Consider the following 26,290-nt stretch of genomic DNA (forward strand, 5'->3'; position numbering starts at 1 on the left):
CCGGGACCTCATGGGCGGTTGCGGTGGCGGTGCCTCGGGCACTGGCACGGCGGCCAGGCGCTGGAGAACTCCGGCGCCTTGAGGGGAGTCACCTCGTGCTCCTCGCGCACGACGTGCCGGTTCCCCTGGCGGTCCACCCGGTACACCGAAAGGGTCATCGTCAAGCCTTGATCACCCTGGCCCTGACCCCGGCCTCGACCGTCAGGATCAGCTCGTCCGCGTGGTCGAGCCCCAGGCCGTCGCGGAAGGCGAGGCGCGGCCCCCAGGCCGTCTGGATGACCTCCAGGTCGACCAGCCAACCGGCCTCGCGGAAGGCGGACTTCAGCCGGGCCAGCAGGTCGTCCGGCCTCCGCTCACGCGTCACGGGTCTCACCGGCGCGCCTGTCGGGCGCTCGTCGGCATGCTTCTGCCGCAGGACCAGCCCGTCGAGCAGCAGATCGAGGAGGGCCCGCCCCTGCCTCACGTCGCAGTCGCCCAGGCGGATGACGGACTCCCGGCTCCCGTTCGGGGCCAACGCGGCATGGAACCGGGGGAGTTCGATGGCGGCCTCGTTCAGGACCGCCGCGAGCGAGTTGGTGATCTCCGCGACCTCGACGGCCGTGCTGGTGTGGGGATGCATCGCCCAGCCTTTCTCAACCACTCCTCTGTGTAGCGGAATCGCTACCGTGCGCCTTCAGCGTGACCTAGAGTGGAAGTCCCTTCAACTGGTCAGGCTGGAACGGAAGGATGTCGAGCGTCCCTTGAACCGCAAGGAGTTGAACCCCGACGCCTCGCCTCAGGCGGCCTTCGGGGCGCGTATGCGCAGCAAGCGGGAGGCACGCGGCTGGACCCAGGAGGACCTCGCCACCCTCACTGAATATTCCAGCGTGCATATCTCGGCCATCGAAACTGGTCGGAAGCCTCCAACCCTTCGCTTTTCGCGTAGTGCTGACAGGGCATTCGGCATCTCCGACACAGCGGAGTCGTTCGAGCGCGAGTACCGCGAGATCAAGCACGGCAACCTGCTGGAGGGCTTCCCGGAGTACATCAAGTATGAGGGGAGGGCAGCGGAGATCCGGCTGTACGAGATCGGGATCGTCCCTGGGCTGCTACAGACACCGGAGTACGCACGGGTGCTGGCAAACAGCGCGGTGCGGCGAGGCGCCATCACACCCGAACAAGCGGATGAACGCGTTGCGTTCCTGGCGGAGCGGCAAGCCGCCCTGAAGCGGCCTCGCCCGCCCATGATGTTGGTGGTGATGGACGAGAGCTGCGTTCGCAGACCGGTCGGCGGCCCCAAGGTCATGAACGCTCAGCTTGATCGGCTGACTCAGTTCGCCGAACTGCCGAACACCGTGCTCCAGATCGCCCCGTATGGCATAGGGGAGCGCCGTACGTTTGACCTCCCCATGTATCTGCTGACGATGCCGGACCTGTCCGTGGTCGCATACGCGGAGTCCCAGTTGCGGGGACACGTGGATCGCGAAACGACAGCCGTACTCCCCCTGTTGTCGGCCTACCATCAGTTGCAGGCCGAAGCTCTGCCTCAGGCGGCATCGGTGGCCATGATCAATGAGGTACGAAAGGGCACCCCGTGACGACCGACTCCCCCCGCTGGTTCACGTCCTCCTACAGCAACAACGGCGGCGCCTGCGTGGAGGTTGCCGCCAACGTCCCCGGCACCGTCCCCGTCCGCGACACCAAGGACCGCGACGCCGGCACCCTCACCTTCAGCACCGACTCCTGGTCCGCGTTCGTCCAGTTCGCCTCTCGAAAGGCATCCTCGTGACGACCGACTCCCCCCGCTGGTTCACCTCCTCCTACAGCAACAACGGCGGCAACTGCGTGGAAGTCGCCACCAACGTCCCCGGCACCGTCCCCGTCCGCGACACCAAGGACCGCGACGCCGGCACCCTCACCTTCAGCACCGACTCCTGGTCCGCGTTCGTCCAGTTCGCCTCGGACCAGCGCGCCTGACACACCGCACGCAGGAACGGGCCCGTCCGAACGAATGGGAGGGGCCCGTTCCCGTACGCGGCCGGGCGGCGGCGTGCTGTCGTACTTGCGAGACGGCGTATCCGAAGGGACTCCCGCCCGTTGAACGGGTATGGCGGTCATCGCATGAAGGGGAACAGACGCCCCCAAGGCCGACATCGAAGCGGCGCTGAAAGCTCGTGTGGTCCATCCCAGCGAGCGCGGGCATGGAGGCGAGGCGCATCGACGAGTTCACACGTCAGCACAGCAGCCGCGCGTGAGTGGTGGTTCACCCTGTACCCCGAGGTGCGGCCCACTGCTGAGCAGTCCGACCGGTTCTGCGACTCGGACGTGCTCGCCGGCGGCGAGATCGGGTGGGAGCAGGACCCGAACGGCGTGTGTTTCCCCTGCACAGTGGCCGCACCCTGCTTGGAGGACGCCATGACACGGGCCGCGCGGCGACTCCGCCAGGAGACCGGGGTACACATCGCGCGCGTCGAAACCGAGATGAAGATGTTCGCCTGAAGAGGGACTCGTACGCCACGAGGACGTCTGACACGCCGCGCACGGGCACGGGCCCCCTCCCACCCGGGAAGGGGCCCGTGTCGGTCGGTTACTTGTTGCCGCCCTTGGCCAGGAAGGCCAGCAGGTCCTGGCGGCTGACCACACCCTTCGGCTTGCCCTCGACGAGGACGATCGCCGCGTCCGCCGTGCCCAGCACCTGCATCAGGTCGCCGAGCGGCTCGCCGGAGCCCACCTGGGGCAGCGGGGCGCTCATGTGCTTCTCCAGCGGGTCCTCCAGCGAGGCGCGCTTGGAGAACAGGGCGTCCAGCAGCTCACGCTCCACGACCGAACCGACGACCTCGGCGGCCATCACGTCCGGGTGACCGGCGCCCGGCTTGACGACCGGCATCTGCGAGACGCCGTACTCGCGCAGCACCTCGATGGCCTGCCCGACGGTCTCCTCCGGGTGCATGTGCACGAGCGACGGGATGGTGGCGCCGGCCTTGTCGTTCAGGACGTCGGCGACGCGGGCGCTCGGGCCCTCGTCCTCCAGGAAGCCGTAGTCGGCCATCCACTCGTCGTTGAAGATCTTCGAGAGGTAGCCGCGGCCGCTGTCCGGCAGCAGCACCACGACGACGTCGTCCGGGCCGAGACCCTCGGCGACGCGCAGCGCGGCGACCACGGCCATGCCGCAGGAGCCGCCCACCAGCAGGCCCTCCTCCTTGGCCAGGCGGCGGGTCATCTGGAAGGCGTCCTTGTCGGACACGGCCACGATCTCGTCGGCGACGGTGCGGTCGTAGGCGGTCGGCCAGAAGTCCTCACCGACGCCCTCGATCAGGTACGGCCGGCCGGAGCCGCCGGAGTAGACGGAGCCCTCCGGGTCGGCGCCGATGACCTTGACCCTGCCCTTGCTGACGTCCTTCAGGTAGCGGCCGGTACCGGAGATGGTGCCGCCGGTGCCCACACCCGCCACGAAGTGGGTGATCTCGCCCTCGGTCTGGTCCCACAGCTCCGGACCGGTGGAGTGGTAGTGCGACAGCGGGTTGTTGGGGTTGGAGTACTGGTCGGGCTTCCAGGCTCCCGGGGTCTCGCGCACCAGGCGGTCGGAGACGTTGTAGTACGAGTCCGGGTGCTCGGGGTCCACGGCGGTCGGGCAGACGACGACCTCGGCGCCGTAGGCGCGCAGCACGTTGATCTTGTCGGTGCTCACCTTGTCGGGGCACACGAAGATGCACTTGTAGCCCTTCTGCTGGGCCACGATCGCCAGGCCCACACCCGTGTTGCCGCTGGTCGGCTCCACGATGGTGCCGCCCGGCTTCAGCTCCCCGCTCTCCTCGGCGGCCTCGATCATGCGCAGGGCGATGCGGTCCTTCACGGAACCGCCCGGGTTGAAGTACTCCACCTTGGCCAGGACCGTCGCCTGGATGCCCTTGGTCACGTTGTTGAGCTTCACCAGCGGGGTGTCGCCGACGAGGCTGATCATCGAGTCGTGGAATCGCACCGTTGTCTCCGGTCGCTGCAAAAGAGGTCTTAGTGGTGCCGTCAGCCTAAAGCCCCGGGCCCGGCTCGGGCGGTCGTTCACTCCCCGTGGAGATTGGCGCACGCCCTGTACGGGGCAAGGAGTGGGTGTACGGCTACGAGGAGGTGGCGGCGACGCATGACGAACATGTCGAGGGCGCGGGTGGCCCGGCGGATCGCGGCCGGGGCGGCGTACGGCGGGGGCGGGGCCGGACTGATCGGGGCAGCCGCGGTCGGGCTGCTGCTCGCGGAGGTACGGCTGGCGCGGCGCCACGTGGGCAACGGCGGCGGCGACCGGGTGCCGGTGGCGGAGGGGACGTACGGCCGCCCGTACGTCGTTCCCGGTGAGCCCGCCCTGCGCCTGGTGATGCTCGGCGACTCCACGGCCGCGGGGCAGGGGGTGCACCGGGCGGGCCAGACGCCCGGCGCGCTGCTGGCCTCGGGGCTCGCGGCGGTGGCGGAACGCCCGGTGGAGCTGCGGAACGTGGCGTTGCCGGGTGCGCAGTCCGACGATCTGGACCGCCAGGTCTCGCTGGTGCTGTCGGCCGGGCCGCCCGCGCCGGACGTCTGCGTGATCATGGTCGGCGCGAACGACGTGACCCACCGGATGCCGCCGACGCGTTCGGTTCGGCATCTGTCGGCCGCGGTACGACGGCTGCGCACGGCCGGCGCGGAGGTGGTGGTCGGCACCTGCCCCGACCTCGGCACGATCGAACCGGTGCAGCAGCCGCTGCGCTGGCTGGCGCGGCGGGCGTCGCGGCAGCTGGCCGCGGCGCAGACGATCGGGGTGGTGGAGCAGGGGGGCCGCACGGTCTCACTGGGCGACCTGCTGGGGCCGGAGTTCGCGGCGAACCCCCGGGAGCTGTTCGGACCGGACAACTACCACCCCTCGGCCGAGGGCTACGCGACGGCGGCGATGGCCGTCCTGCCCACGGTGTGCGCGGCGCTCGGCCTGTGGCCGGCGGAGGAGGACCGGCCCGACGTCACCCGCCGCGAGGGCTTCCTCCCCGTGGCCCGCGCCGCCGCCGAGGCCGCCTCGGAGGCCGGCACGGAGGTGACGGCCGCCATTCCGACGGGCCCGCGCGGCCCCTGGGCCCTCCTGAAACGCCGCCACCGGCGCCGCGTTCCCGAGCCGGAACCGGCGACACCGTCCCCGTGAAGACCCCTCCCGGAAAAGCAAGCGCTTAGAAACTGCGGTCAGTGTCACACTCCCACACCGGTGACCTGCCAACTACGGGCAGGTAACTTCCAGACCGGCCCTGCACCAACCCGCCCGTTCACCTGGAGCCTCGATGCCCGAAGCCGTGATCGTCTCGACCGCCCGTTCCCCCATCGGCCGCGCCGGCAAGGGTTCGCTCAAGGATCTGCGCGCCGACGACCTCGCCGCCACGATCATCCAGGCCGCGCTCGCCAAGGTCCCCGAGCTGGACCCGAGGGACATCGACGACCTGATGCTCGGCTGCGGTCTGCCCGGCGGCGAGCAGGGCAACAACCTCGGCCGGATCGTCGCCGTGCAGATGGGCATGGACCACCTGCCCGGCTGCACCATCACCCGCTACTGCTCCTCCTCCCTCCAGACCTCCCGCATGGCCCTGCACGCCATCAAGGCCGGCGAGGGCGACGTCTTCATCTCGGCCGGCGTCGAGACCGTCTCCCGCTTCGCCAAGGGCAGCTCCGACAGCATCCCGGACACGCGCAACCCGCTGTTCGCCGAGGCCGAGGCCCGCACCGCGGCCGTCGCCCAGCAGGAGGGCACCACCTGGCACGACCCGCGTGAGGACGGCCTGATCCCGGACGCGTACATCGCGATGGGGCAGACCGCCGAGAACCTGGCCCGCTGGAAGGGCATCACCCGCCAGGAGATGGACGAGTTCGGCGTCCGCTCGCAGAACCTCGCCGAGCAGGCCATCGAGGCCGGCTTCTGGGAGCGCGAGATCACCCCGGTCACGCTTCCCGACGGCACCGTGATCAGCAAGGACGACGGCCCGCGCGCCGGCGTCACCATGGAGGGCGTCGCCGGTCTGAAGCCGGTCTTCCGCCCCGACGGCCTGGTCACCGCCGGCAACTGCTGCCCGCTCAACGACGGCGCCGCCGCCCTCGTCATCATGAGCGACACCAAGGCCCGCGACCTGGGCCTGACCCCGCTCGCCCGCATCGTGTCCACCGGCGTCTCCGCCCTCTCCCCCGAGATCATGGGCCTCGGCCCGGTCGAGGCGAGCAGGCAGGCGCTGCGCCGGGCCGGCCTGACCTCGGACGACATCGACCTCGTCGAGATCAACGAGGCCTTCGCCGCCCAGGTGATCCCGTCCTACCGCGAGCTGGGCTTCGACCTCGACAAGGTGAACGTCAACGGCGGCGCCATCGCCGTCGGCCACCCCTTCGGCATGACCGGCGCCCGGATCACCGGCACGCTGATCAACTCCTTGCAGTGGCACGACAAGCAGTTCGGCCTGGAGACGATGTGCGTCGGCGGCGGCCAGGGCATGGCGATGGTCATCGAGCGCCTCAGCTGACCCGGCGCATCCGCACCGACTGACCCACCGTCCGTAGCGAATCAGGCACTTCACGTCAGGGATCGGCCCAGAACCCCGGAAACCAGCGGGTTCTGGGCCTTTCTGTGATCCAATCTCCCCCAGGATGTGACCTATCTCCCCGTCCCCGACATCGGCGCAGGTCAGCACCGGACGGCACCCTGTCCGGCGCGGCCACGAAGCCAAAGAGCTGTCCGTTTCGTGACGTTACGCACTGACAGTTGGGTAGTCCGCCCTTCAAGCTGATGTAGGAAGTCGGGGGTCGACTTTGAACCTGGGAGTACGTCAGTGAGCGCCATGCCGATCGCCCTGCTGCTCACCACGGCCGCCACGGGCGCCGTGGGCGTCGCCGTCCTGCGCACCGTGCTGAAGCTGCGCCGCCAGCTCACGGAGCTGCAGGCGCAGCTCGCGGACAACCAGTCCGCCGCGATGCACGCGCTGCTGCCCCACGCCCGCACCCATGCCGACACCGAGCGGATACGGGCGGCCGTGGCCGAGGCCCTGGCGGAGGAGCGGGAGCGGGAACTCGCCGAGGCGCGTGCCTTCTGGGCCGCGCAGGAGGCCCGGGACGCCTCCGACGCGCCCTCGCTGCTCGGCCTGCCCGACCACGAGCCGTTCCTGCCGCGGCAGTCCGACTTCGCCGGCCTCGAACCGGTGGCGGAGCCGACCGCCGACGCCGACGAGTTCGCGGGGAGCGCCGGGGGAGAGTCCCCGGAACTGGCCGCGGCCCGCCGCCGCCACCCCTCCCACCCGGACTTCGTCCCGGCCCAGTCGGCCGCGGACGACCACGAGCGCACGGCCGCGACACTGGAGCACCTGGCCGACGAGCGCGTGGAGCTGTCCGACGTACGCCCCGGGCCGCTGGGCACCCTCGACGTCTACGTCTTCGCCGACGGCACCACGCTGTGCATGACGCCGGGTCACCGCGAGACGGCCGAGCGCCTCGCGCGGGCCGTGGAGGCGGGCGACGCCCCCTATCTGCTGGGCGGCTCGGGCGTCTCCGGCGCCTACACCCTCACCTTCGCGTGCGGCGCGGACATGATCTACATCCTGGCGGACCGCGTCATCGCGTCCCTGTAGCGAGACGGCGCGTCGAACCCCCGCGGGGGCCTCAGACCCCCGCCCTCCCCCGCGCCTCCTCGACGAGCCGCACCGCCTCGCCGACCTCGTCGTCGTCCCTCAGGACCAGCGCCAAGTCGTGCGCGGCCACCAGGATCTGGTCCGCCACCGCGAACATCCCCGCGTCCGGCATCTCCCGCGGCTCGGCACCCGGCTCCTCCACCGCCTGCGCCCGCCGGGACAACTCGCGGGCCAGCGCGAGGGCCTCCGCGGCGGCGCTGCGCTGCAGCCTGCTCTGCGGCGCGGCACGCAGCCGGTCGGCGAAGTGATCCACTGCTTGGGTCAGGGGCGTCGTATCAACCACGCGCCGAGCGTAACGCGCCGCACTGTTGCCAAGTGGCGAACCCTCGGGCACGGTGACGTGAAGGACCGGCTCACATCCCCTTTGCGCCCGGAGGTGCCGATGTCCCAAGTCTTCTCCGAGGAGACCCATCGCAACATGCTCGCCCGCATCCCGCACTGCACCGGTCGTGAGGTCTCCGACTGGCTGCGCACCGTCGAAGAAGGCCCCGCCCTGATCCGCTTCGAGGAGAAGGTCAGCTGGCTCCGGCACGAGTACGACCTGGCGTACGGCCACGCGAAGGCCATCGTGCACGAGTACGACCTGCGCAGGGCGGCTCGCAAGCTGCTCTGAACGCCCCGCCCCCGGACAAGCGGAGGGCCCCGGGCGAAAACCCGGGGCCCCTGCCTGAGTGAAACGCGGTACGCGCGCTAGTCGTTGTTGGTGAAGATCGCCACCAGCCGCAGCATCTCCAGGTAGATCCACACCAGGGTGACGGTGAGGCCGAAGGCGGCGAGCCAGGCCTCGCCCCGCGGCGCGCCGTACGCGATACCGTCCTCGATCTGCTTGAAGTCGAGGGTCAGGAAGAACGCGCCGAGCAGGATCGCGACGATGCCGACGAGCGCGCCGAGCGGGCCGAAGCTGCGCAGGCCGCCGTTCTCGGCGACGCCGAACAGGACCAGCAGCAGGTTGACCACCATGACGGCCACGAAGGCCATCGCGATGGCGAGACCGATGCGGGCGTAGCGCGCGGTGACGCGGATCCAGCCCGCCTTGTAGATCAGGAGGGTGGCGCCGGTGACGGCCATGGTGCCGAGCACCGCCTGGAAGGGGGCGCCCTGCCAGCGGCTGTTGTACATCTCGCTGATGACGCCGAGGAAGACGCCCTCGAAGGCCGCGTACCCGAGGATCAGCGCGGGCACCGGGGTGCGCTTGAAGTTCTGGACCATCGCCAGGACGAACGCGATCACCGCGGAGCCGACGGCCAGGCCGTAGCTCGTGGGCGAGACCGGCAGCAGGGCCCAGGCGAGGACGGCGCCGAGCGCCACGGTGCCGAGCGTCATGGCCGAGCGGACGACGACGTCGTCCATGGTCATCCGGCCGGTGGTGGCCGGGGCCTGCGGCGGGGCGCCGTACTGGACGCCCGGCTGGCCGTAGGCGCCCTGCGCGTACGGGTTCTGGGCGTGGCCGCCCTGCGCGTAGGGGTTCTGCGCGTACGGGTTGGACCCTGCGTACCCGGCCTGCGCTGCGGTGTTGAAGCCGGCGTAGCCCTGGTCGCGGCTGAACCCCCGTCGCGAGAAGACCGGGTTGCTGCTCCTCATCTCACTCCTCCATGGCTGCCTTGCGCAGCCTTGGCTCAAGCGTAATGGATTGGCAAAGGATCGATCGTGCTACCTGAGGAGGATCTTTCCCCTGCCGTGTCGACCCACACGCTACGCGGAGGAGTGCGTCCCGGCCATGGGTGATCGCCTTCCATGACGAACTTGCTACCTGGCCGAGCGCGTGGAGTGAGTGGTGCCCGGAGCCGGACTTGAACCGGAAGAGGTGAACGTGCTGACCTGGGGCTCTGGAGTCGGTGCAGCTCGGCGGCCCGTACCAGGCCCGACCAGACCGAGCCAGGCTTGACCAGGCCGGGCCAGGTGAGGGTTGGTGCGCCAACTGGCGCACGGTCTGGCGCACCTCCGGTCAAGCAGGGACGGCCAACCCGACGCAGCTACGTGGCGGACGTCACCAACTCCTGGCCAGCTGGAACCCAGGATCGCTTCCCCGTGCGCCCGATACACCTCGGGTGGGTCCTTGGGGCGCTCCGGTAGCAGACGTACACCGCTCGCGCTTCCTGTGCCCCAAGAGCGCCCCAGTGAGCCCGTTCCCGGAGGCCGCGCCTAGCCATATAAAGCAGTGGGCCCGGCGGCACGTATCGCCGCCGGGCCCACCCGCGGCCCACGACGCCAACTTGCGGAGTATGGACGAGAGTGCCGCGTCACCGCGCAGGGCGCGGCGGTCTGTTTCCTCACGCAGCGGCGTAAACCTGAAGCGCAGCAGACGTAATTTAACCGTGGACTGCCCCTCCTGGCCAGGTAAATGCAGTCCACAACCAAGACTCACCCTAAAGAGTGACAGGCGCCTTTTGGTGTAGGCCAGCAACCACCAACGCCCGTCCATCAAAGCCGAGTTGATGAACGGGCCGAGCTGACAGGGACTACCGGCCCGCGCGCCCATCTGTACGCAGCCGCCCGCACTCGGCCGCGACGTCGGTCAGCTCTCGTCGGCGTACTCGACGATCACCTGCTCTCTGTAGCCGTAGAACCGGCCGAGCAGCGCGTCGTCGTCACCCTCGGGCGGCGCCGGCCCCCCACTCGACGCGGTGACATACCTCGGGGTCCGTCGACCAGCGCACGCGGACGTCGGGAAAACCCGGGCGCCCATCGAGCGCGTCGCGCATCGCCCAGAGCACCGCTATGTCGTCGTCTACGCTCAGATGGCCGCCGCGGCGCCGTCCTCCACACGGCACCGCTATGCACCCGGCGCCGTCTACGACGAGAACGACTGCGGCTTCGAGCAGCGTCGGGTCGTCGAGCCACTCGCGGTACCAGGACGCCGCCCACTCGTCGCGCTGGTCGGGTGGCCGCAGTTCAACGGTCGGACTGGGGGATCGCTTCACGTCTGTCTCCTGAGGCAAGAGGGGGAGTCCCGTGCCCGGGGTCGGACCGGGGCAGCCGACGCGGCCGTTGATTTTCGCGAAGCGGCTGAGATCACGGGGCCTTCCGCCGGACATTCACTGCCCCCCATGTGAGGATCGCCCGCCTGAGGCGACACCGGCGGAAGGGAGGAGGCCCGGCCAGCCCGTCTCGGGGGTGCGGGCCAGCCGGGCCGGACCCAGGCGGGCTGGTCGGCCAGCCCGCCTGGGAGCTTCACGGCCCGCTCCAGGCCGGGCCCACAGGTAGCAGCGGCCCTGGTAGCTACCGTCCGGCCCGGAGCGGGGGTCTATGGGTCAGGCGGCGGTCATCTCCGCCACCCGCGCGAACTCCTTCTCCAGGTGCTCGTGGCCGAGGGCGGCCCACTCCGCGTCCAGGTCTGCGGGCTTCACGCCCTGGAGTTCCACCACCGAATAAGAGGCGACCGTCCAGGCTGCCTCCGGCGTGCCGTACTGGATCTGGTGCTGACGGTCGACCATCTGGAACGTCCCCGGGGCGTACGTATCACCGATCACCCCCCAGGCCGGGGCGTGCTCCACCCAGGCCGCTGTCCACTGCCCTCCCTTCAGCGGGCGGCAGAGCTGCACGGCGATCCCGGCGCACGGCACGCACACCGGTGGGCTCGGCGTTCGCTCCCCCTCCCGGATCGGCCCGGCCGCGCTGTGACCGATGAAGAGGAACGGGCCCTCTGGGCGGCGGGTGGCTGAGTGCAGACCTGGCACCGCATGTCCCTCATCACCCGGCGCTGACGGTACGAGTGGGTCGTTTTCAGCAGCGGGCGGCCCCGGCGGGCCTTCGGGACCACCGTCGGCCGCACCCACAGCACGCCGAACGAGTCCCGGTCGTACGGCGTCTCGCCCTTGAAGCGAAGCCCGCCACGGACCGGGTCTTGAAGGAGCTTGGGCACCGAGGTCGTTTCCAGGCTGTACCCCGCGATGTACGGCACGATCCCGGGCGGCGCCGGCGGTAACTCCGCGAACGGGGCCAGCGGGTGGGTGGGCGCGGTCGTCACGGTCCTCTTCTTTCAGGCATTGCGTCGGCGCGTCTTCGGCCGCCGGCAGGTTGGTGAGTGGCCGCCCCGGCCACCGGGGGTACGAGCGGTGGCCGGGGCTATCCCGGCGTGCCTCGCTGCCCTTTAGACGCACGCCGGGGTCTGTGGCCCGCCCCGGGCCGGGGCCCCCGCGACGAATGCGGTGGCCAGGCTGAACCAGAGCGCTCGCATCGCCGCGACCGGCCCGGGGCGGGTGTCTGAGGTGGGTCAGGCCGCCGGGCAGGCAGGGCGATCGCGTGCAACCTGGGCATGACCGCTCGTGCCGGTCGCGCTCTGTTCGTCGCGACGCGTCATGAGGTCGCACACGACTGGGAGGTGATCTGAGAGCCGCCGAGCAACGGGCGTATCCCAGACGAAGTAGTCGGTCGCCTGTACGTGGCCGGCGGTGAAGGTGTAGTCCAGGCGCCAGGGATTCGGCTCGGTGTCCCAGAAGTGCCCCACGGTAGCCGCAGCGGGGTCACCGAAGACATCTGGGGGTCCCGCCAACCGCTTTCGAGCAGGACGTGGACGGCACGCTGGTCCGTACCGCCGAACTTGCCGCTGGGCCGGACGAACCGGTACCGCGAGTGCAGGTTCTTCGGGATGACCGCCCAGTCGTCCGGCTCCCGATCCGGGGTATTCAGGTCCCCCAGGAGGACCGCCCCACCCGGCGCGCCCGGGAAAGCACCGCCGTAGTCGGTGAGCATCCGTGCCTCGCGCAGCCGGCCATCGCCGTCCGGCCAGGCGAAGTGGGTGCCGAAGGCCAGGAAGTCGCAGGAGTCGTCCACAGCGGCGCGCGGGCGGAGCCACGCCTGGATCAGCGCGTGGTGGAAAACCCCCTGACCCAGGGCGCACCAGTCGACTAGCTGGAGGACGGAGGGTTTGTACAGCAGCGTGGTGCCGTTCGGGGTGCCGGGCTCCCGGTGCACGCGCGAGCGCACCATCGCGATGGGCACCATACGCAGCGTGTTTGCCACCTGACACAGGTGCCGGTTGGTCCAGCCCGTGCACTCCTGGAGACAGAGTAGGTCGGGTTTCAGGCCGGCGAGCATGTCCGTCTGCACACGGAGGCGCGCATCGTCGCCAGCGTCCAGGCCGCCGCAGAACGTGTTGTAGGTGATGGCCCGCAGCGAGGCGGTGGCGGTCAAGGGCTCCTCCAAGAGCACGAGCAGGACGAGAGGCCGGGGCGTGTGGGCGGGGAGGGTCAGGTGACCAGGCGGGCCAGCACTACGGCGGCCACGCCCAGGAGCAGCAGCCCGTACGCGCCGGCCGCCCAGGTGACCCGCGGGTGCCGCGTGCGGATGACCCGCCAGGCATCCAGGCCGGTGCGCCCCTCGGCGCGTGCGCGGAAACCGAAGGCGCCCACGGAGATGGCCACGTACTGGACGGTCTGAACGGGCCGGGGGATCTGCTGAGTGCTCATCGGACGCTCTTCTGGAAGAGGCGGCGGGAGGTAGGGCCGGACGACAACGACGGGCAGCGCCTCGTTGTAGTAGTGGTCCATGAAGTACCGGGCAGCTCGCCGCTCGACCGCGGCGAGGCAGCTCTGGCACAGGTAGATCGGGGCGTGCTGGCCGTCGAGCCGGGCGGGCCCTACCCATGTCACGAGGAGGCCGGTCCGCTCGCACTTCCAGCAGGTGCCCGAGATCCACTCGACGAGGACGGCACGGGGCTGCGCTGTCACCTGGACCTCGTCCCGTAGGCGAGCGATCCCATGGCGACCAGGACGACACCCATGTAGACCGCCTGTGATTTGCGGGTGGCCCATATCGGAGTCTCGTCCGGCTGTACTGGGACGGGCGATTCGTAGGCGGTGGGGGCTTCCACATGGGCCCAGACCCGTTTGCCCCAGGGGAGGCGATCCGTTCCCCAGCACTGGGACACGGCGTCCACGAGGGCCAGGCCCCGGCCGTGTACCTGGTGCGCTCCCGCCACGAACAGCGCCGGCATGGTGCGGCTGAAGTCGTAGACCTCGATCCGTACCGCGTGGTCGCCGAGGCCGCGGAGCGTCACACGGAATGCCGCGCGCCGGGCGTGCAGTACGGCGTTGGTGGCGAGTTCGGAGGTCACCAGTTCGGCCCTGTCGGCGATGGCTTCCATCTGCCACTTCGCCATAGCTTCCGTCGCCAGCTGGCGTGCCTCGGCGACGGACTCCGGAACCCGGTCGAAACACTCCGTGGCCATGCGTCTACCGGCTTCGTCTTCGTACGCCCAGTCCCGCGCCTTCGCTCGCGTGGCCATGTCAGTGCTCACCCGGTTCGCTGACGAGCCGGTCCCGGCCGGCCTGGACGAGTGCCGTCACCACGTCGGTGGCCACCAGGGCGCCGGGGCGGTTCGCCTCCACGCACCAGTAGCGGCGCTGGCTCGGGTCGGTGCGGTCGGGGGTCGGCACTGCCAGGTAGTGGCCGGTGCCCATGTAGTAGGCGTCGTCGCGGGGCCGCGTCCACGCCAGGTGGTGCCCGGTACTCGTCGGCGTGAGCACGTAGTAGCTGTGCCTCAACAGGTTCGCGAAGACCGGCCCGCGCAAGGTCCGCGCCAGGTACTGGTCCACCGCGGCGGGGTCGTCGGTGCCGGCCGCGGCGTAGACCAGGGCGCCCTCGATGTAGACAACGCCCCACAGGCCGCCGCACCGCAGCAGCGCCACGCTCTCTTCACGCCACTCGCGTTGGGCCCGGCTCAGGTCGTCGGCGGCCATCAGCAGCCACTGCCGGACGGCGCGCCGCCGCTCCAGCGCTGCGTCTGCGGCGGCGCCGTTCCCGGCCTGGACGGCGAGCCCGCGCCCGCTCATAGCGTCTCGTTCGGGTGCTCGAAGTCTGCGAGACCTCGGCGCATGCCGGGGGGCTGCTCCACGGCGAGGTGGGTGGGGTCATGCAAGAGCGATGTCACGGCAGAACTCCCAGTCAGATTGTGCTCAAGCGGGCACTCTCAGCGAGGACGCCGATCAGCGTGGCCCTGCCTCGGGTGTCAGCGCCATGTCGGCGGGGTGCCAGCCGTGTGGCCCTTTCGGGTGCCATGGGCCACGCACGGGCCAGTCAAGTGCCGTACTGCCGTCTTGTGTTGCACTGATAAGGAACGGCGGTATCCCCTTCCTGTGAAGGGATCGATTCACCGCTGGACTGGTGACTGACGCCACTCAACCGATGGGGGCACCGTGCAGGAAGAACCTCCGACCTTGCTGAAGCAGCTGTGCAACCAGCAGGACATGGACGTGCCCCGGATGGTTGAGGAGTTCGCGAAGACGGCGGACCTGGTCATCGGCAAGGGTCCGAACAACCCGACCTGTAGCGAGCGAACGGCCAAGCGCTGGAGGGCGGGTGGAGTTGACCCCGCCCGCTTGCCCCCGGACACCCGTCGTGTCCTGGAGTGCATGTTCGGCCGCCGAGCCGCGGAACTGTTCGGGCCACCAGAGCGAGACGATCCCGCAGCACCCGCGTTCGACCTGGAGCACGTAATCGACATGACCGCACGCGACGCTCAGAACGACGCCAGCGCTACGGCCGCTGCGTCCGTCTCCGACACCTCCCTCGACCAACTCGCCGACGACGTGCATGCGCTCGCGCGCGAGTACGCGTCCATCGCGCCCATTCAGGCATTCCACCGCGGCCGAGAGCTCCAGCAGCAGCTCCACGACCAGCGCGACCGCACCCAGATCCCCGCACAGCAGCAGCGGCTGCTGGAACTCCTGGGCCAGACCACGGCCCTGCTCGCCACGAGCGCCTTCAACCTCGGCGCGTTCAACAGCGCACGCCGGCTCGCCCGCTCCGCCGACCTCTACGGCGAAGCCGCACGGCTCGAACCCCTGCGGGCCTACTGCGACGGCATCCTCGCCTACATCGCGTACTTCACCGGGATGCCCGGCGAGGCCGTGGCCAAGGCCCGCCGCGCCCAGACCTACGGCGGCCTCGGGGACGTCGCGCGGCGGCGCCTGCTCGCCATCGAGGCCCGCGCACACGGCTACCTCGGGGACGTCGAACCCGCGCTCCGGGCGCTCAGGCTGTCCGAGGAAGTGGAAAGCGGCGCCCGCGACAGCCTGCATGACGACGTCGGCGGCGAGTTCGGCTTCACGAGCGAACGCCTCGCCATGTCCAGCAGCTCCACCGCCCTCCTCATCCACGACGCGCCCCAGGCCGAACAGGCTGCACGGAGGGCGCTCGCCCTCATCGAGCAGCGGCCGGCCGAAGCACGGTCAGCTCACGTCCTGGGGAGCGCCGCTGCGGACCTGGCCATGGCCCGGCTCCTCGTCAATGACGTCGACGCCGCCTGCGAGGCCCTGGAGCCTGTGTGGGACATCCCCGCTGACCAGCGCGTGACCGGCGTGCTCGTGCGGGCAGGTCAGATCCAGCACTACCTGACGCGGCCGACGTTCCGGGGCGCACCGGTCTCCCGGGAGCTACGTGATCGGGTCGAGGACTTCACCCGTACCGCGACCACGCACCAGCTCACCGGCCCCACACTGCTGCAACTGGAAGCCTGATCAGTCCAGGGCCGCCAGGACCTTCGCTTCCTTCTCTGGCGCGATCCCGTGTGCCGCCCACCTCGGGTGGTCCACGGGCCGTCCATCGGCCGCAAGCCACGCCCAGGTGTCCCTGATGGTCTCGGCGAGCGGCCGAGTCCTCAGCCCCGCCGCCACCGCCCGGCTGGAGTCGACGGCCCACACGCCGGCGTGCGTACGCCACAGCGGCAGCTCAGTCCACTGCTTCACACCCTGCTCGGTCAGGAAGGCGGGGTCCACCCATACCGGCCTGCCCGCCCCGCCCGTCACGGCCAGGCACTCCCCGATGAAGTCCTCGAACGTCATGCCCTGCGGGTGGGCGACGTTGTAGCCGCCGCTTGTCTCGCTCGCCGCCTGGTCCAGGGCGAACGCGGCAACGTCCCGAACGTCCACGGGCTGGATGCGCTGCTGGGCTGGCGCTGGCGCGAGAATCCGGCCTCCCCGCTTGGCCCGCCCCAGCCACCACGGGAGCCGCCCGACGTACTCGCCGGGCCCCAGGATGACCCCAGGGCGCACCAGGACAGCCGCGTCACCGAAGACGTCCGTCACAGCTCGCTCGCCGCCGGCCTTCTGGAACCCGTAGTGCGTCGGGCTCCCGTCCGGCCCCGTGTATCCGACCGACTCGTCCGCGTCTGCCGGGCAGTCCAGCAGCGCCGACCGCTCGGTCAACGGCTCGTGGGGCCAACCCTGGTAGACGGAGACGGTTGAGATGTGCACCCAGCGCCGGACCGCCGTGTGGAGGGTGGTGGTCGCCAAGAGGACGTCCCGCGGCGCGAAGTCCGAGCTGGACGTGTCGATCACCGCATCCCACGGCCCCTGCTGCGCCAGGCGTTCCAGGTCTCTGCGGGCCGTACGGTCGCCGTGGACGGGCTGGACGCCGTCAACGTCTCGCCCGGAGCGGCCGCGGTTGAAGGTGGTGACGGACCAGCCCCGCGCGAGCGCGCCTTCCGCGATGTACTTGCCCAAGAACCAGGTGCCGCCGATCAGCAGAATTCGCATGCGCCGATCCTGCACCACTCCGCCCGGGGGCACCTACAGAACTGCGAGGACGCCATGGCGGCGCCTCGTGCTGGCTCGCTGGCCGTGACGGTTTCCGCTGTGGCGAGCGCCGCGCAGCTCCTACCGGGCGCTCACGTAGCGGACGGTGCTGCCGTACCGCGCGACCACCGGGTCCATGCACCACTGGCACAGCGGGCGCCCGCCGGCGCCGTACTTGTGGGTGGGCCGCTGGCATCCGGCGCACGGGCCGACCATGCCGGGCGCTCGCGCGGCCGAGGGGTCCGGCTCCGTCACCGGGGGCGGGGGGCTGGTCACGTCGCTCATCGTGTCCTCAGTTCTCGGTAGCAGGACGACCCCCCACCGGTCGAACAGAATAGAACATCACCAGTTCGTGGCGAGTGTCAGACCTGGCCCCTAACGTGGCGGTATGCCCACGCCCTCCCCGTGCTGCGGGCGCGCCTGCCTGTCCGCAGACGTCATCAACGACGCGATCCGGCGCCTCATGTCCCGGCCTGCCGACAAGGCCCGGACGGCGGAGTACCAGCGGCTGCTGGAGCAGTGGGCCGACACCTGCCCCCGGGAAGACCACTGCTGGACGACCGCCGCCTGAACATGGGCGCGCCCCGTCCCGGTTTTCCACGCCGGGACGGGGCGGCCGGGCTGCTGTACGGGCCGACGCGGATCGAGGGCGTCCGCGAGTTCGCGGCCCGCACCGGTGCGCTGGTCGCCTGACGTGAAGAAGCCGCCCGCCTGATTCCCCCGTGGCGGGCGGGCCGTGTCCGTGTGCAGAGATCAAGGTCAGCTGCGGCGACGCAAAATGGGCTGGGCGACTTCGGCGAGGCGCCCACGTCCGCCCAGCCGACCCGCCAACTGCGAGCTGCGCCGGTACCGGGCCGGGCAGGGCGGCTGGATACGTCCGTCAGTAGTCGGTGAGATCCACGATCACGTCGCAGTGCGGATCGTCGGAAGGCTGGTGCAGATGCTCGTTCGCCAGGAACGCCGGGGAGACCAGGGAGCCGAGCAGGCCGGGCCCCGTGTGGCTGATCAGTACGTCCGCACCGTATGTGCGGTCTCGCTCGGGTGAACGGAAGTAGAGGCGCATCCGATCGTTGCCCGTGATGACCGCGCCGATGAACAGCGGCTTCCACGACACGTGCGTGGTGACGAAGGAGCGCACGAGATCGAGCAGGCGCGCTGTGGCCGCCTGCTCGGTCTCTGGTTCAGGAGAATTCACGCTTGGCCCATGCCGGACACTTGTTCCCTGGTTGGTTGTGGCAGTACGCCGTGATGACGCCGATCTTCTGACCGCGCCCGGCATCGTAGCGGCCGTCCGTGCTCTTCTGCGTGTACTGCACGACGACCGTGAACTTCACCTGCCGCGGCCTCGGCACGCCCGTCTCGAACTCGATCCCGTCGTACTCCAGGTGCCCGTGGTGGTCGTCGCGGTCCACGCGGCCGTGGAGGGCTGAGTACAGGGTGGAGCACTTCTTGATGTTGTGGCGGCCGGTGAAGTGGTACCAGCTCAGTTCCGAGTTCCCGTAGCGGGTGACGATGTTCCTGCCGTCCGGGTCCTTCGTCTGGCACTTGACCCGCTTGTCCCACGGATGCGGTTGGGCGGGCATCGGAACAGCACTGGCAGCCCCCGACGCCAGCGAAGCCGCTAACCTCGCCGTTTCACTTGGGTACGCCTGGCTTTGGGGCGGAAACACGAAAGTGCCTTCCTGACCTGGGACGATGAACCTTGCTGAGGGGTTCTGTCGGTCCAGGCGGAGGGCACTTTCTACGTGCAGGGTATCGGGTTGCGTCCCAAGGTCCATGTCAGTGCCGATGGTTCGGAGGTGGTCGGGCATGCCGGGGCGCGGTTGCTGGCGGATCTCGCTGACGCCACCGGGCTGACCGCCGCGTACTCCGCCGCTCTCAGGCCGCTTCGGCCGCGCGGGACCGGGCATGATCCGGGCCGGGTCGCCATAGATCTTGCGGTGATGCTCGCCGACGGTGGTGAGGTGATCGCGGATCTGGCCGTGCTGCGGGACCAGGCAGGGGTGTTCGGCCCGGTCGCCTCCACGCCCACGGCTTGGCGGTTGCTCGCCGACACCGACGAGGCTGCACTCGCTTCGCTGCGGACGGCCCGCGCCTCGGCCCGGGAAGTCGCCTGGATGCAGGCCGCCGAAACCAGCGAGGGCATACCTGCTGCTCGGGCCGGCGGACGAGAACTTCCCGGCCTGGTTCTGGACCTCGACGCCACGCTGATCACCTGCCACTCCGAGAAAGAGCAGGCCGCACCCACCTACAAGGGCGGCTTCGGCTTCCACCCGCTGCTGTGTTTCCTCGCGAACACCGGCGAGGCCGTGTCGGGGCGGCTGCGGCCCGGTAACTCCGGAGCCAACACTGCCGCCGACCACATCACGGTGCTCGACCAGGCCCTCGCGCAGATCCCCGACGCTCACCGGCACGGCACCGACATCCTCATCCGTGCCGACAGCGCCGGATCCGCGAAAGCCTTCCTCGCTCACGTCCGCGACCTGCGGAAACGAGGAATCCGTACCTTCTATTCAGTCGGATACGCCATCACCGAGCCGGTCCGCCGAGCTGTCCGGACCATGCCCGACCGCCTCTGGCATCCCGCCCTGGACCAGGACGGGACGCTGCGTGACGGTGCCGAGGTCGCCGAGCTGACCGGAATGGTCGACCTGGCCGGCTATCCGACCGGCACCCGCATCATTGTGCGCCGCGAGCGGCCGCACCCCGGAGCCCAGCTGTCCCTGTTCGATCAGGACGAGGGCCTGCGCCATCAGGTGTTCCTCACCGACACGCCATACTCCGGGGGCGGATCCGCCCAGTTCCTGGAGGTCCGTCACCGCGGACATGCCAGCGTTGAGGACCACATCCGGTGCGGCAAGACCACTGGCTTCGGCCGCTTCCCCTCCCGCGACTTCAACGTCAACGCCGTCTGGCTCGAACTCAGCCTCGCGGCCATCGATCTGCTGGCCTGGACGCGCGTCCTGCTGCTGGACGGGGAGCTGGCCACTGCCGAGCCGAAGAAGCTCCGCTACCGGCTGCTGCACGTCGCCGCCCGCCTCACCCGCCGCGGCCGACGCCTGCGCTTGCGGATATCGGCGACCTGGCCCTGGAAAACCGAACTGGCCACGGCCTTCCATCGCCTCGCCGCACTGCCCCGTCCCGCCGGCTGACCGGCAGGCCCCTGACCGCCCACGACCCGAAAGACCTTGGAGAACCCGACCACCGCGCCGGGTCTCCACCATGCCCGAACACCGAAAACACGTCAGCCACCCGGCAGTTCCCCCTCAACGACGCCTCATCACCCCAACCGAAACGGCGAGGCTAACGTCATGGCGGCAGTGAGCGTCACGATCTTCTTCATGAAGGTGAGCACATCACCAGCTACACAACACACAACAGGCACCTTCCGGACAAATGCCCGGTAGGCTCCTCGTTGCGGAGTCAGCGGCCGACGCGGGTGGCCCTGGCGAGGACCTGCCGCCACTGCACCACGGTCTTGCTGGGCAGGCAGGCGGTACGGATGCCGTGGCCGCCGATCACGGCCTGGATGGTGAAGGGGGCGAGGACGTCGCCCAAGGCGGCGGCAAGGTCGGCGCTGCAGCGCGAGGTGCTCGTGCGCAGGGACGGTGCCGTGGACGAGATGGAGCAGCCGAAGCGGTTCTTCGTCCGCCTGGTCCGGGTCGCTGACCTGGGTGCTCTTGTCGGTCTGGACGAGCTCGGCGAGGCCTGCGCGAGGTTCGTCCACAGGCTGCGGCTGGTGGGCGTCCATCCCCTGGCTCAGGGGGCCGAACGCCTCGGTGAACCCGCCGACAACGAGGTGGCGGGGCGCCTTGGCGCGGTACTCGAACCAGAGCCCGGCCGAGCCGCTGCCCAGGGCTGTCCGCACCCGTGCCCCGGGCAGTGTCCGAACGGTGTCCCGCACTGGTCGGCTCGTTTCCGGTTCCACCAGTGGGCGTCAGTTCGTTTTGAGGGGCTGCCCGCCTGCGTCGTACACCCGCCCAGTCACGGCGTTCACCCGGTACATATCAATCGGTGCCTGCTCCTGCGAATCATCGCTCTTTCCATTACTGGGCCATGTCACGTTCACAAGCCAGTTCGGCTGCCAAGCACCGTCTTGCTCGACCGCTTTTACGGTAACTGCTTTGGTGTGGAATCCTGCGCCAGTGTTTCCATTGGCTTGGAGTTGTACCGCTACTGCCTTGTTTACTTCCTTTTCGGCCTGCCTTGCGTCAAGCTTGGCTTCGGGAAGCTTGACCCGGGTCGGACCGAGGGTGACGTCAATCTGCGATACATGCCCGTCTCTGTCCACCTGGACGTCCAGCATCCTGGGCATCAGAACATGGTTTTGTTTCCATCTCCAGCTCGTGATCCAGCCGAATTCGGCCTTTGTGCCCACAGCGGACGTTTCGCTCATGGTCGCACTCATCGCCCACGGATACTGTCGCTGGGCGTACGACTTCGCGATTCGAGAGGCTGCCACATCGGTAGACGGGGCTGTCGTACCGTCCACTGGGTATCCCAGAGCGGTGGGCTGGTCGCTGTTCTCCAGCTGTACGTTCAGGTGCTTCTTGTCAGGCCAGGAAAGGGTGCCGTTGCCGAAGTCTTCGGAGTGCCCCTCTCCGCGGCTGTACAGGTTGAAGATGATATTGGTGCATGCGGCGCCCACGCACGGCTGCTCGTACTGCTGGCCGATCTTGTAGCGGTCACCGAACGCCTCCTTGACAGCAGCCGCAACAGCTTGTTTCTGGTCGGAACTTGCGTCGACGAGGGTGCTGCCATCCACGTTCGTGAAGTTGAGCATCGGACGCGCCACTCCCGAGCCCACGAGGAGCAGCGCCGCGAAAGTGATCAGGGCACCCTTGGTGCCCGCCTGCCAGGCGAGCGAGTGGCGGATTGTGAGCACAACCGCGACAGCAGCCAGCCCGATCAACCCGCCGATGATGTTCATCTCGGCGTCTGAGCTGTCACACACGCGCCCCAGGCCGTTGACGGTGGCCTGGGTGAATTCGATGGCCAGGGGCAGCGCGATGACGCCGACGAGGACAGGCGGCGGACGGCGGGCAGCCAAAAGTGCGCAGGCGCCGACGGGCACCATCATGGCGAGGTTCCACAACCCTTGCGTGGTGTGGAAGGGTTCGGCGAATTGGTGGTTGAGGACGCACACGCCGCTGGCCGGGCCGCTCCCCATGAAAGTGACACCGAGCACGCCGGTGAGGGTGAAGGCGAGCGCGGCCCACCATGCCCCGTAAGGGTTTCCCCGTTTGCGGACGAGCGTCCATGCTGCGCCGCCGAGAACGAGGCCGATCAGTGTGCATACGGCCAGATAGCCGACATGGTGTTGAAAGATGGCGGAAAACACGGCGCGGTTCCTTGCGTGGTTATATCGGGGAGTGCGGGACCGGAAGAGGGAAGGCCCCGCCTTGGTAGACGGGGCCTGCGGGGCTGTGGTTTCAGCAGTGCGAGGTAGGCGTCTGGTACGAGCCGCCGGAGTACTTAAGCAGGCCTATGGTGTTGGTGCAGTAGGCGCTCGCCGACAGCGACCACGTCGCGGACTTCGTCTGGCCCGAACTGATGGAGATGGCGCTGGCGTAGTGGCTGGTCCCCGAGCGCGAGTAACCAAGCTGGGCGGAGATGGTGGACCCGCCCTGCTTGTCGTACGTAGTGCTGACGACGCCGCTGGAACTCTGGTGGACAACCAGCACCCCGTTGGACAGCGACGTGCACCGCTCCATGGGCTCGTTGGTAACGGTGTAGCCGGAGTTGTCGCAGTAGACGCTGGCCGAGGCGATCGGCGCGCTGAACATGACCGATCCAGCGGCGATGGCAACAGCGGTGAGAACGGCGTTGGCTCTGCGGCGCATTAAATTCTCCCTTAGATGTCGCGCGCATGTCAGTGCTGCATGTGAAGAACACTGGCGCAGGAGGAAAACGTTGTGACCATCTGATCACGCAGTGATTGTCAGATGGAGATCGTTTCTGGTCATATGCCCCGCAAAGAACAGGCCGCACCAGGAGCAGCATGCCCGTCGCGCGGCGGTCCGCCGGACGATCTCCCACGCGTGCGTCCCGGCCGACGGGATGTAGCGCCGCCGGCCGTGCGTGCCCTCGGGCATGCCGCACCAGCGGCACCCGGAGGGCACCGGCGGATGCCCGTCGGGGAACCGGATCGGCCCCCGGCGCAGGCCGGTCGATGGGGCGCGGGTCACCAGGGTCACGAACCGCTCCCCTGCCCCCGCTTGGCCCATTCCTCGGCGACGACTTTCTCCGAGGTGCACACGGCCATCTGGAACAGCATCAGCAGTCCGTCGACCAACTCGCTGCCGCCCGGCGAGCGCTCGTACAGGGCGGTGAACATGGCTTCGGCGTGCGCCCGGTCGCGGTTCGCCCAGGCGGTGGTGAACTGGCCGGCGAACCGCAGGTGCGGCGGCAAGACATCGGCCGACGCCCACTCGCCGGTCTCGGTGTTCTGGACCGGCATCCCGAACACGGTGCCGGGCTCCTGGTCGCGGCGCGCGATGTACGACGCGGCCTCGGCGAGCATGCACGCCAGCGCGTACGCGCTCCCCCAGTCGGCCGCGATCAGCGGCACGATCAGGTCGACGCCGCTCTCCAAGTCGCCCCTCACGCCCATCGCCAGCGCCTCGCCGACGATCCGGGGCCCTTCGGCCTGTGCAGTCGGTGTCACGTCAGTCCTCTCGCGGCCACGTGGTGCCGTCGCCGTCGTCGTGGTCTTCTTCGTGGTCCGGTTCGAGCTCGCAGAACACCTCGCGCCCGACCGAGTTGTGGTTCATCTCGTCGCAGACCGGACCGGTGCGGACCGGCCGGTCGTCCCAGCCGTCGCGGGCCGCACCCTCGGCCTCGCGACACCGGCGGGTCTCCCAGCCCTTCGCCGCGGCTGCCTGCCGGGCGGCGACCGCCTCGGGCCGGTTCCGGCGCGCGGCGCGGGCCTCCTCCCGGCGGCGCCGGCGCTCGTCCGCCGCCGCCTGCGCGGCAGCAGCCAGGCCGGTGAACAGGGCGCTCACCGCGTCCTCACGCCGGGTCGGGTCGTGTGCCGCCTGGTCGAACAGCTCGGCCGCCACGCTGGGCTTCACGCGGACTCCTGCAGCAAGCCGATGTCGTTGCGGCACCGCAACGGCGCCCGGGTCACCGTCTGCGCCCCGTACCGGCGTACGGCCTCGTCCTGGCCCAGCTCGGCGACCGCGCGGGCCACCGTGTGCAGCGGCACCGCCTCGGTGACGCCGCCGGTCTCCCCGCGGCGGCGGTTCGTCGCGCAGAACAGGCACTCACCGTCGGCAGCCGGGTCCACCGGCGCGTTCGGGTGCTGCGGGCACCGGCGCGCCAGCGACGCCCGTGCCACGACGAGGAGCCGCCGGGCAGCGTCCATCTCGTCCCGGATCTCGTCCAGGTCCTCGGGGGCGGGCTGCAAGGCGATCAGGTGCTCACCTCGCTCGCCCAGGGCGCGCAGCGCCTCGCCCAGCTCGGTTACTTTCTCGGTCATGCGGTCACTGCCTCCTGGTGGGCGGCGAACTGGCAGTCCTGGCAGGTCTGGTCAGTCCGCGACTTGAAGTCACGGCCGCAGCCGCAGATTCGGGTCGGGGCGAGCGGGTCCTCGGGCTTCCACTGGAACGGCGGCCGCGCAGGCTCGGCGGGCTCGGCCGCCGGGGGCACAGCGGTCAGGAGCGGCGGCTGGATGGTCCGTTGGCGGGACGTGGCGCCCCGGCGGCGCTGACCGGGCACCGGGTCGAGGTGCTTGCAGCCAGCGCAGCGACTGCGGCCCGGCCGCGTCAGCGGTGTCCGGCAGTCCTCGCACCGGCCGTACGGCAACTCGCCTTCGTGCTGGTTCGCGGGCTGGTCGGCCGGTGCGTCGAGCAGATGCAGGGCCTCGGGCGGCATGACCGTCCGCATGGCCTGGATCAGCCGCAGGTCGCAGTGGCAGAAAACTGCGGGCTGCTGACCGAACTTCTGGTGCGGCAGGCGGGAAATGTTGTCGCGGAGCCACCGGTCGCTCGTGAGCGCGAGTGCGGCGGCCGCCTGCTCGTAGGTCAGGTTCCTCACCTCGACGCAGGTGCAGTGCCTCCGCGTCCAGGCGGTCATCCGGCGGCCTGCTTCCGGGACTTGGCGGGTGTCCGGGCGTCGTCCGCGACCAGGTCGTCCAGGGGGATGCCGTACGCGGCCTTGATGGCGAGCAGCGTTTTCAGCGACGGCGCAGTGGTCCCGGTGAGAAGCCGGGACACGGTGGACTGCCGGAGCTTCAGGCGCCGGGCGATCTGGGCGTGCGTCCTGTCGCCGGCCTCCTCGGCGCGGTCGGTGACGGTCTTGCCGTGCAGCGTGGGCATGCACACCTCCTCTCGTCTTGCATGCGTGCAAGAGTTGCTTGCATGCGTGACATTAACCCCTAGCTTGCATGCATGCAAGCTCTTTCTGGCTGCATGCATGCGCGCTACCCTGCCAGGATGCGGAGTATGGAAAGACACCCCACGGCACGCCCCGACGAGCCGCCAAGCCGGAACACCGCCAAGGAATTCGGCATACTGATCCGGCAGCTGGCCACCGCAGCCGGCTACGACCTCACTCCCGGAAAGGGCGGCAGGATCGCCCTCGCGCGGGCGACCGGTATGAGCGAGTCCGCCGTGGGCCGCATGATCAACGGCGTCACCCTGCCGATGCCCAACCAATTCGAGCAGATCGCCAAAGTCCTCAAGACGGACGTACGCAACCTTCTGGTCGCAGCAGAAGTCATCTCCCGCGAAGCATGGCCCGAAGGTGTCATTCCGGATGTACGCTCAGCTACTGAGCAGTCACAACAGTCTCCTGAGGCGTTCGCGGACGCATGGGGCATCACCGACCCCGTGATCCGACAGACGATGATCGCCTCCATCGAGCTGGCGATCAGGCTGCAACGAGCCCAGGACACAGAGCACTCGTCGGCGCAGACGGGGGCGCCGTAGCAAGGGGGACATATGCCGGGAAGGGCGATCATCGCATCCGTCAGTGGCCTGGCAGCCGGGGCCGCCGCCACCCTCCTGGTCACTGACGAGGGGCCCGGGAACGGCATCAGCGGCGCCTTACTCCTACTGGGGGGAGGGCTGGCCGCACTGACCGCCGCAACGACGGTCGCCCTGACGGCCATTCGCCACTGGCTCAACG

The 26,290-nt window shown here is 69.6% G+C and carries 35 protein-coding genes; 12 read left to right on the forward strand and 23 right to left on the reverse strand.

Features of this window, described 5'->3' with window-relative positions:
- Positions 1-8: 8 nt before the first annotated feature.
- Together QSK45_RS36620 and QSK45_RS36625 are read right to left on the reverse strand one after the other, a co-directional pair.
- Complete coding sequence (locus QSK45_RS36620) at positions 9-164, reverse strand: hypothetical protein (protein ID WP_285563313.1); 156 nt, start codon at positions 162-164, stop codon at positions 9-11.
- Complete coding sequence (locus QSK45_RS36625; RefSeq protein ID WP_285563270.1) at positions 161-619, reverse strand: hypothetical protein; 459 nt, start codon at positions 617-619, stop codon at positions 161-163. Before QSK45_RS36625 ends, QSK45_RS36620 begins: the two co-directional genes overlap by 4 nt.
- Before the next feature lie 121 nt (positions 620-740).
- Between QSK45_RS36625 and QSK45_RS36630 the strand changes: the two genes are divergently transcribed.
- The 4 genes from QSK45_RS36630 to QSK45_RS36645 all read left to right on the forward strand — a co-directional run bounded on the left by QSK45_RS36630 (position 741) and on the right by QSK45_RS36645 (position 2,478).
- On the forward strand, positions 741-1,577 hold the full coding sequence (locus QSK45_RS36630; RefSeq protein ID WP_285563271.1) for a helix-turn-helix domain-containing protein: 837 nt from the start codon (positions 741-743) through the stop codon (positions 1,575-1,577).
- Positions 1,574-1,768, forward strand: a complete 195-nt coding sequence (locus QSK45_RS36635) for a DUF397 domain-containing protein (protein ID WP_285563272.1) — start codon at positions 1,574-1,576, stop codon at positions 1,766-1,768. The genes QSK45_RS36630 and QSK45_RS36635 overlap by 4 nt, the downstream gene beginning before the upstream one ends.
- A complete protein-coding gene (locus QSK45_RS36640; RefSeq protein ID WP_285563273.1) occupies positions 1,765-1,956 on the forward strand; it encodes a DUF397 domain-containing protein in 192 nt (63 codons plus the stop codon). Before QSK45_RS36635 ends, QSK45_RS36640 begins: the two co-directional genes overlap by 4 nt.
- A gap of 303 nt (positions 1,957-2,259) precedes the next feature.
- Entirely contained in the window at positions 2,260-2,478 is a 219-nt protein-coding gene (locus QSK45_RS36645; protein WP_285563274.1) for a hypothetical protein, read from the forward strand.
- 88 nt (positions 2,479-2,566) lie between these two features.
- On the opposite strand, the gene QSK45_RS36650 is transcribed toward QSK45_RS36645, so the two are convergent.
- Positions 2,567-3,958: a cystathionine beta-synthase gene (locus QSK45_RS36650; protein ID WP_285563275.1), complete on the reverse strand. Its 1,392-nt coding sequence runs from the start codon at positions 3,956-3,958 to the stop codon at positions 2,567-2,569.
- Between the two features lie 156 nt (positions 3,959-4,114).
- On the opposite strand from QSK45_RS36650, the gene QSK45_RS36655 reads away from it, so the two are divergent.
- From QSK45_RS36655 to QSK45_RS36665, 3 genes are all read left to right on the forward strand, one after another.
- On the forward strand, positions 4,115-5,134 hold the full coding sequence (locus QSK45_RS36655; RefSeq protein ID WP_285563276.1) for an SGNH/GDSL hydrolase family protein: 1,020 nt from the start codon (positions 4,115-4,117) through the stop codon (positions 5,132-5,134).
- A 133-nt stretch (positions 5,135-5,267) separates the two neighbouring features.
- The gene (locus tag QSK45_RS36660; RefSeq protein WP_285563277.1) at positions 5,268-6,488 is read left to right on the forward strand and encodes an acetyl-CoA C-acetyltransferase; all 1,221 of its coding nucleotides are present in this window, start codon (positions 5,268-5,270) and stop codon (positions 6,486-6,488) included.
- A 306-nt stretch (positions 6,489-6,794) separates the two neighbouring features.
- Entirely contained in the window at positions 6,795-7,586 is a 792-nt protein-coding gene (locus QSK45_RS36665) for a hypothetical protein (protein WP_285563278.1), read from the forward strand.
- Between the two features lie 31 nt (positions 7,587-7,617).
- On the opposite strand, the gene QSK45_RS36670 is transcribed toward QSK45_RS36665, so the two are convergent.
- On the reverse strand, positions 7,618-7,929 hold the full coding sequence (locus QSK45_RS36670; RefSeq protein ID WP_285563279.1) for a hypothetical protein: 312 nt from the start codon (positions 7,927-7,929) through the stop codon (positions 7,618-7,620).
- 99 nt (positions 7,930-8,028) lie between these two features.
- Here QSK45_RS36670 and QSK45_RS36675 point away from each other — a divergent pair, with 99 nt between their 5' ends.
- On the forward strand, positions 8,029-8,259 hold the full coding sequence (locus tag QSK45_RS36675; protein WP_285563280.1) for a DUF4287 domain-containing protein: 231 nt from the start codon (positions 8,029-8,031) through the stop codon (positions 8,257-8,259).
- 77 nt (positions 8,260-8,336) lie between these two features.
- On the opposite strand, the gene QSK45_RS36680 is transcribed toward QSK45_RS36675, so the two are convergent.
- The 7 genes from QSK45_RS36680 to QSK45_RS36710 all read right to left on the reverse strand — a co-directional run bounded on the left by QSK45_RS36680 (position 8,337) and on the right by QSK45_RS36710 (position 14,419).
- Positions 8,337-9,227 carry a Bax inhibitor-1/YccA family protein gene (locus QSK45_RS36680; RefSeq protein ID WP_285563281.1) on the reverse strand — a complete coding sequence of 297 codons (891 nt, stop codon included), beginning with the start codon at positions 9,225-9,227 and terminating at the stop codon, positions 8,337-8,339.
- A gap of 1,007 nt (positions 9,228-10,234) precedes the next feature.
- Entirely contained in the window at positions 10,235-10,567 is a 333-nt protein-coding gene (locus QSK45_RS36685; RefSeq protein ID WP_285563282.1) for a DUF6302 family protein, read from the reverse strand.
- A 330-nt stretch (positions 10,568-10,897) separates the two neighbouring features.
- A complete protein-coding gene (locus tag QSK45_RS36690) occupies positions 10,898-11,140 on the reverse strand; it encodes a hypothetical protein (protein WP_285563283.1) in 243 nt (80 codons plus the stop codon).
- An 802-nt stretch (positions 11,141-11,942) separates the two neighbouring features.
- Positions 11,943-12,779, reverse strand: coding sequence for an endonuclease/exonuclease/phosphatase family protein (locus tag QSK45_RS36695; RefSeq protein WP_285563284.1), 837 nt, complete (start codon positions 12,777-12,779; stop codon positions 11,943-11,945).
- Between the two features lie 56 nt (positions 12,780-12,835).
- Positions 12,836-13,315: a hypothetical protein gene (locus QSK45_RS36700; RefSeq protein ID WP_285563285.1), complete on the reverse strand. Its 480-nt coding sequence runs from the start codon at positions 13,313-13,315 to the stop codon at positions 12,836-12,838.
- On the reverse strand, positions 13,312-13,872 hold the full coding sequence (locus QSK45_RS36705; RefSeq protein WP_285563286.1) for an ATP-binding protein: 561 nt from the start codon (positions 13,870-13,872) through the stop codon (positions 13,312-13,314). Before QSK45_RS36705 ends, QSK45_RS36700 begins: the two co-directional genes overlap by 4 nt.
- Position 13,873: 1 nt before the next feature.
- The gene (locus QSK45_RS36710) at positions 13,874-14,419 is read right to left on the reverse strand and encodes a hypothetical protein (RefSeq protein WP_285563287.1); all 546 of its coding nucleotides are present in this window, start codon (positions 14,417-14,419) and stop codon (positions 13,874-13,876) included.
- 384 nt (positions 14,420-14,803) lie between these two features.
- Between QSK45_RS36710 and QSK45_RS36715 the strand changes: the two genes are divergently transcribed.
- Positions 14,804-16,105, forward strand: a complete 1,302-nt coding sequence (locus QSK45_RS36715; RefSeq protein WP_285563288.1) for an NsdA family TPR-like regulatory protein — start codon at positions 14,804-14,806, stop codon at positions 16,103-16,105.
- Here the strand turns inward: QSK45_RS36715 and QSK45_RS36720 are convergent, their stop codons facing one another.
- Both QSK45_RS36720 and QSK45_RS36725 read right to left on the reverse strand, forming a co-directional pair.
- Positions 16,106-17,122, reverse strand: coding sequence for an NAD-dependent epimerase/dehydratase family protein (locus tag QSK45_RS36720; RefSeq protein ID WP_285563289.1), 1,017 nt, complete (start codon positions 17,120-17,122; stop codon positions 16,106-16,108).
- Positions 17,123-17,242: 120 nt separating this feature from the next.
- A complete protein-coding gene (locus tag QSK45_RS36725) occupies positions 17,243-17,437 on the reverse strand; it encodes a hypothetical protein (RefSeq protein WP_285563290.1) in 195 nt (64 codons plus the stop codon).
- A 112-nt stretch (positions 17,438-17,549) separates the two neighbouring features.
- Between QSK45_RS36725 and QSK45_RS36730 the strand changes: the two genes are divergently transcribed.
- A complete protein-coding gene (locus QSK45_RS36730; RefSeq protein WP_285563291.1) occupies positions 17,550-17,732 on the forward strand; it encodes a hypothetical protein in 183 nt (60 codons plus the stop codon).
- A 309-nt stretch (positions 17,733-18,041) separates the two neighbouring features.
- Here QSK45_RS36730 and QSK45_RS36735 read toward each other — a convergent pair whose 3' ends face one another.
- Both QSK45_RS36735 and QSK45_RS36740 read right to left on the reverse strand, forming a co-directional pair.
- Positions 18,042-18,356, reverse strand: coding sequence for a hypothetical protein (locus tag QSK45_RS36735; RefSeq protein WP_285563292.1), 315 nt, complete (start codon positions 18,354-18,356; stop codon positions 18,042-18,044).
- The gene (locus QSK45_RS36740; protein ID WP_285563293.1) at positions 18,343-18,744 is read right to left on the reverse strand and encodes a hypothetical protein; all 402 of its coding nucleotides are present in this window, start codon (positions 18,742-18,744) and stop codon (positions 18,343-18,345) included. Before QSK45_RS36740 ends, QSK45_RS36735 begins: the two co-directional genes overlap by 14 nt.
- Positions 18,745-18,876: 132 nt before the next feature.
- Here QSK45_RS36740 and QSK45_RS36745 point away from each other — a divergent pair, with 132 nt between their 5' ends.
- On the forward strand, positions 18,877-20,313 hold the full coding sequence (locus QSK45_RS36745; protein WP_395484881.1) for an IS1380 family transposase: 1,437 nt from the start codon (positions 18,877-18,879) through the stop codon (positions 20,311-20,313).
- Positions 20,314-20,584: 271 nt separating this feature from the next.
- Here the strand turns inward: QSK45_RS36745 and QSK45_RS36750 are convergent, their stop codons facing one another.
- From QSK45_RS36750 to QSK45_RS36785, 8 genes are all read right to left on the reverse strand, one after another.
- Positions 20,585-20,719, reverse strand: coding sequence for a hypothetical protein (locus QSK45_RS36750; protein ID WP_285563295.1), 135 nt, complete (start codon positions 20,717-20,719; stop codon positions 20,585-20,587).
- Positions 20,720-21,098: 379 nt separating this feature from the next.
- Complete coding sequence (locus QSK45_RS36755) at positions 21,099-22,502, reverse strand: VanZ family protein (protein WP_285563296.1); 1,404 nt, start codon at positions 22,500-22,502, stop codon at positions 21,099-21,101.
- Positions 22,503-22,593: 91 nt separating this feature from the next.
- Complete coding sequence (locus tag QSK45_RS36760; protein ID WP_285563297.1) at positions 22,594-23,004, reverse strand: hypothetical protein; 411 nt, start codon at positions 23,002-23,004, stop codon at positions 22,594-22,596.
- Between the two features lie 350 nt (positions 23,005-23,354).
- Positions 23,355-23,828, reverse strand: a complete 474-nt coding sequence (locus QSK45_RS36765; protein ID WP_285563298.1) for a hypothetical protein — start codon at positions 23,826-23,828, stop codon at positions 23,355-23,357.
- Between the two features lies 1 nt (position 23,829).
- Positions 23,830-24,234 carry a hypothetical protein gene (locus QSK45_RS36770; protein ID WP_285563299.1) on the reverse strand — a complete coding sequence of 135 codons (405 nt, stop codon included), beginning with the start codon at positions 24,232-24,234 and terminating at the stop codon, positions 23,830-23,832.
- Positions 24,231-24,641 (reverse strand): hypothetical protein, encoded by a 411-nt coding sequence (locus tag QSK45_RS36775; protein WP_285563301.1) that lies wholly within the window; start codon positions 24,639-24,641, stop codon positions 24,231-24,233. Before QSK45_RS36775 ends, QSK45_RS36770 begins: the two co-directional genes overlap by 4 nt.
- Positions 24,638-25,237, reverse strand: coding sequence for a hypothetical protein (locus tag QSK45_RS36780; RefSeq protein ID WP_285563302.1), 600 nt, complete (start codon positions 25,235-25,237; stop codon positions 24,638-24,640). The genes QSK45_RS36775 and QSK45_RS36780 overlap by 4 nt, the downstream gene beginning before the upstream one ends.
- Positions 25,234-25,479 carry a helix-turn-helix transcriptional regulator gene (locus QSK45_RS36785; protein WP_285563303.1) on the reverse strand — a complete coding sequence of 82 codons (246 nt, stop codon included), beginning with the start codon at positions 25,477-25,479 and terminating at the stop codon, positions 25,234-25,236. Before QSK45_RS36785 ends, QSK45_RS36780 begins: the two co-directional genes overlap by 4 nt.
- A 126-nt stretch (positions 25,480-25,605) precedes the next feature.
- On the opposite strand from QSK45_RS36785, the gene QSK45_RS36790 reads away from it, so the two are divergent.
- Complete coding sequence (locus QSK45_RS36790; RefSeq protein WP_285563304.1) at positions 25,606-26,091, forward strand: helix-turn-helix domain-containing protein; 486 nt, start codon at positions 25,606-25,608, stop codon at positions 26,089-26,091.
- The last annotated feature ends 199 nt before the right edge of the window (positions 26,092-26,290 follow it).

Source organism: Streptomyces hygroscopicus subsp. hygroscopicus, from assembly GCF_030269125.1.
In the GTDB taxonomy this organism is placed as follows: Bacteria; Actinomycetota; Actinomycetes; order Streptomycetales; family Streptomycetaceae; genus Streptomyces; species Streptomyces hygroscopicus_C.

Coding starts and splice junctions, on each gene's coding strand:
- QSK45_RS36625 (WP_285563270.1), bottom strand. CDS start 619: ATGCATCCCCACACCAGCACGGCCGTCGAGGTCGCGGAGATCACCAAC.
- QSK45_RS36655 (WP_285563276.1), top strand. CDS start 4,115: ATGACGAACATGTCGAGGGCGCGGGTGGCCCGGCGGATCGCGGCCGGG.
- QSK45_RS36660 (WP_285563277.1), top strand. CDS start 5,268: ATGCCCGAAGCCGTGATCGTCTCGACCGCCCGTTCCCCCATCGGCCGC.
- QSK45_RS36675 (WP_285563280.1), top strand. CDS start 8,029: ATGTCCCAAGTCTTCTCCGAGGAGACCCATCGCAACATGCTCGCCCGC.
- QSK45_RS36680 (WP_285563281.1), bottom strand. CDS start 9,227: ATGAGGAGCAGCAACCCGGTCTTCTCGCGACGGGGGTTCAGCCGCGAC.
- QSK45_RS36705 (WP_285563286.1), bottom strand. CDS start 13,872: ATGGCCACGCGAGCGAAGGCGCGGGACTGGGCGTACGAAGACGAAGCC.
- QSK45_RS36710 (WP_285563287.1), bottom strand. CDS start 14,419: ATGAGCGGGCGCGGGCTCGCCGTCCAGGCCGGGAACGGCGCCGCCGCA.
- QSK45_RS36720 (WP_285563289.1), bottom strand. CDS start 17,122: ATGCGAATTCTGCTGATCGGCGGCACCTGGTTCTTGGGCAAGTACATC.
- QSK45_RS36730 (WP_285563291.1), top strand. CDS start 17,550: ATGCCCACGCCCTCCCCGTGCTGCGGGCGCGCCTGCCTGTCCGCAGAC.
- QSK45_RS36740 (WP_285563293.1), bottom strand. CDS start 18,744: ATGCCCGCCCAACCGCATCCGTGGGACAAGCGGGTCAAGTGCCAGACG.
- QSK45_RS36760 (WP_285563297.1), bottom strand. CDS start 23,004: ATGCGCCGCAGAGCCAACGCCGTTCTCACCGCTGTTGCCATCGCCGCT.
- QSK45_RS36775 (WP_285563301.1), bottom strand. CDS start 24,641: ATGACCGAGAAAGTAACCGAGCTGGGCGAGGCGCTGCGCGCCCTGGGC.
- QSK45_RS36780 (WP_285563302.1), bottom strand. CDS start 25,237: ATGACCGCCTGGACGCGGAGGCACTGCACCTGCGTCGAGGTGAGGAAC.
- QSK45_RS36785 (WP_285563303.1), bottom strand. CDS start 25,479: ATGCCCACGCTGCACGGCAAGACCGTCACCGACCGCGCCGAGGAGGCC.
- QSK45_RS36790 (WP_285563304.1), top strand. CDS start 25,606: ATGGAAAGACACCCCACGGCACGCCCCGACGAGCCGCCAAGCCGGAAC.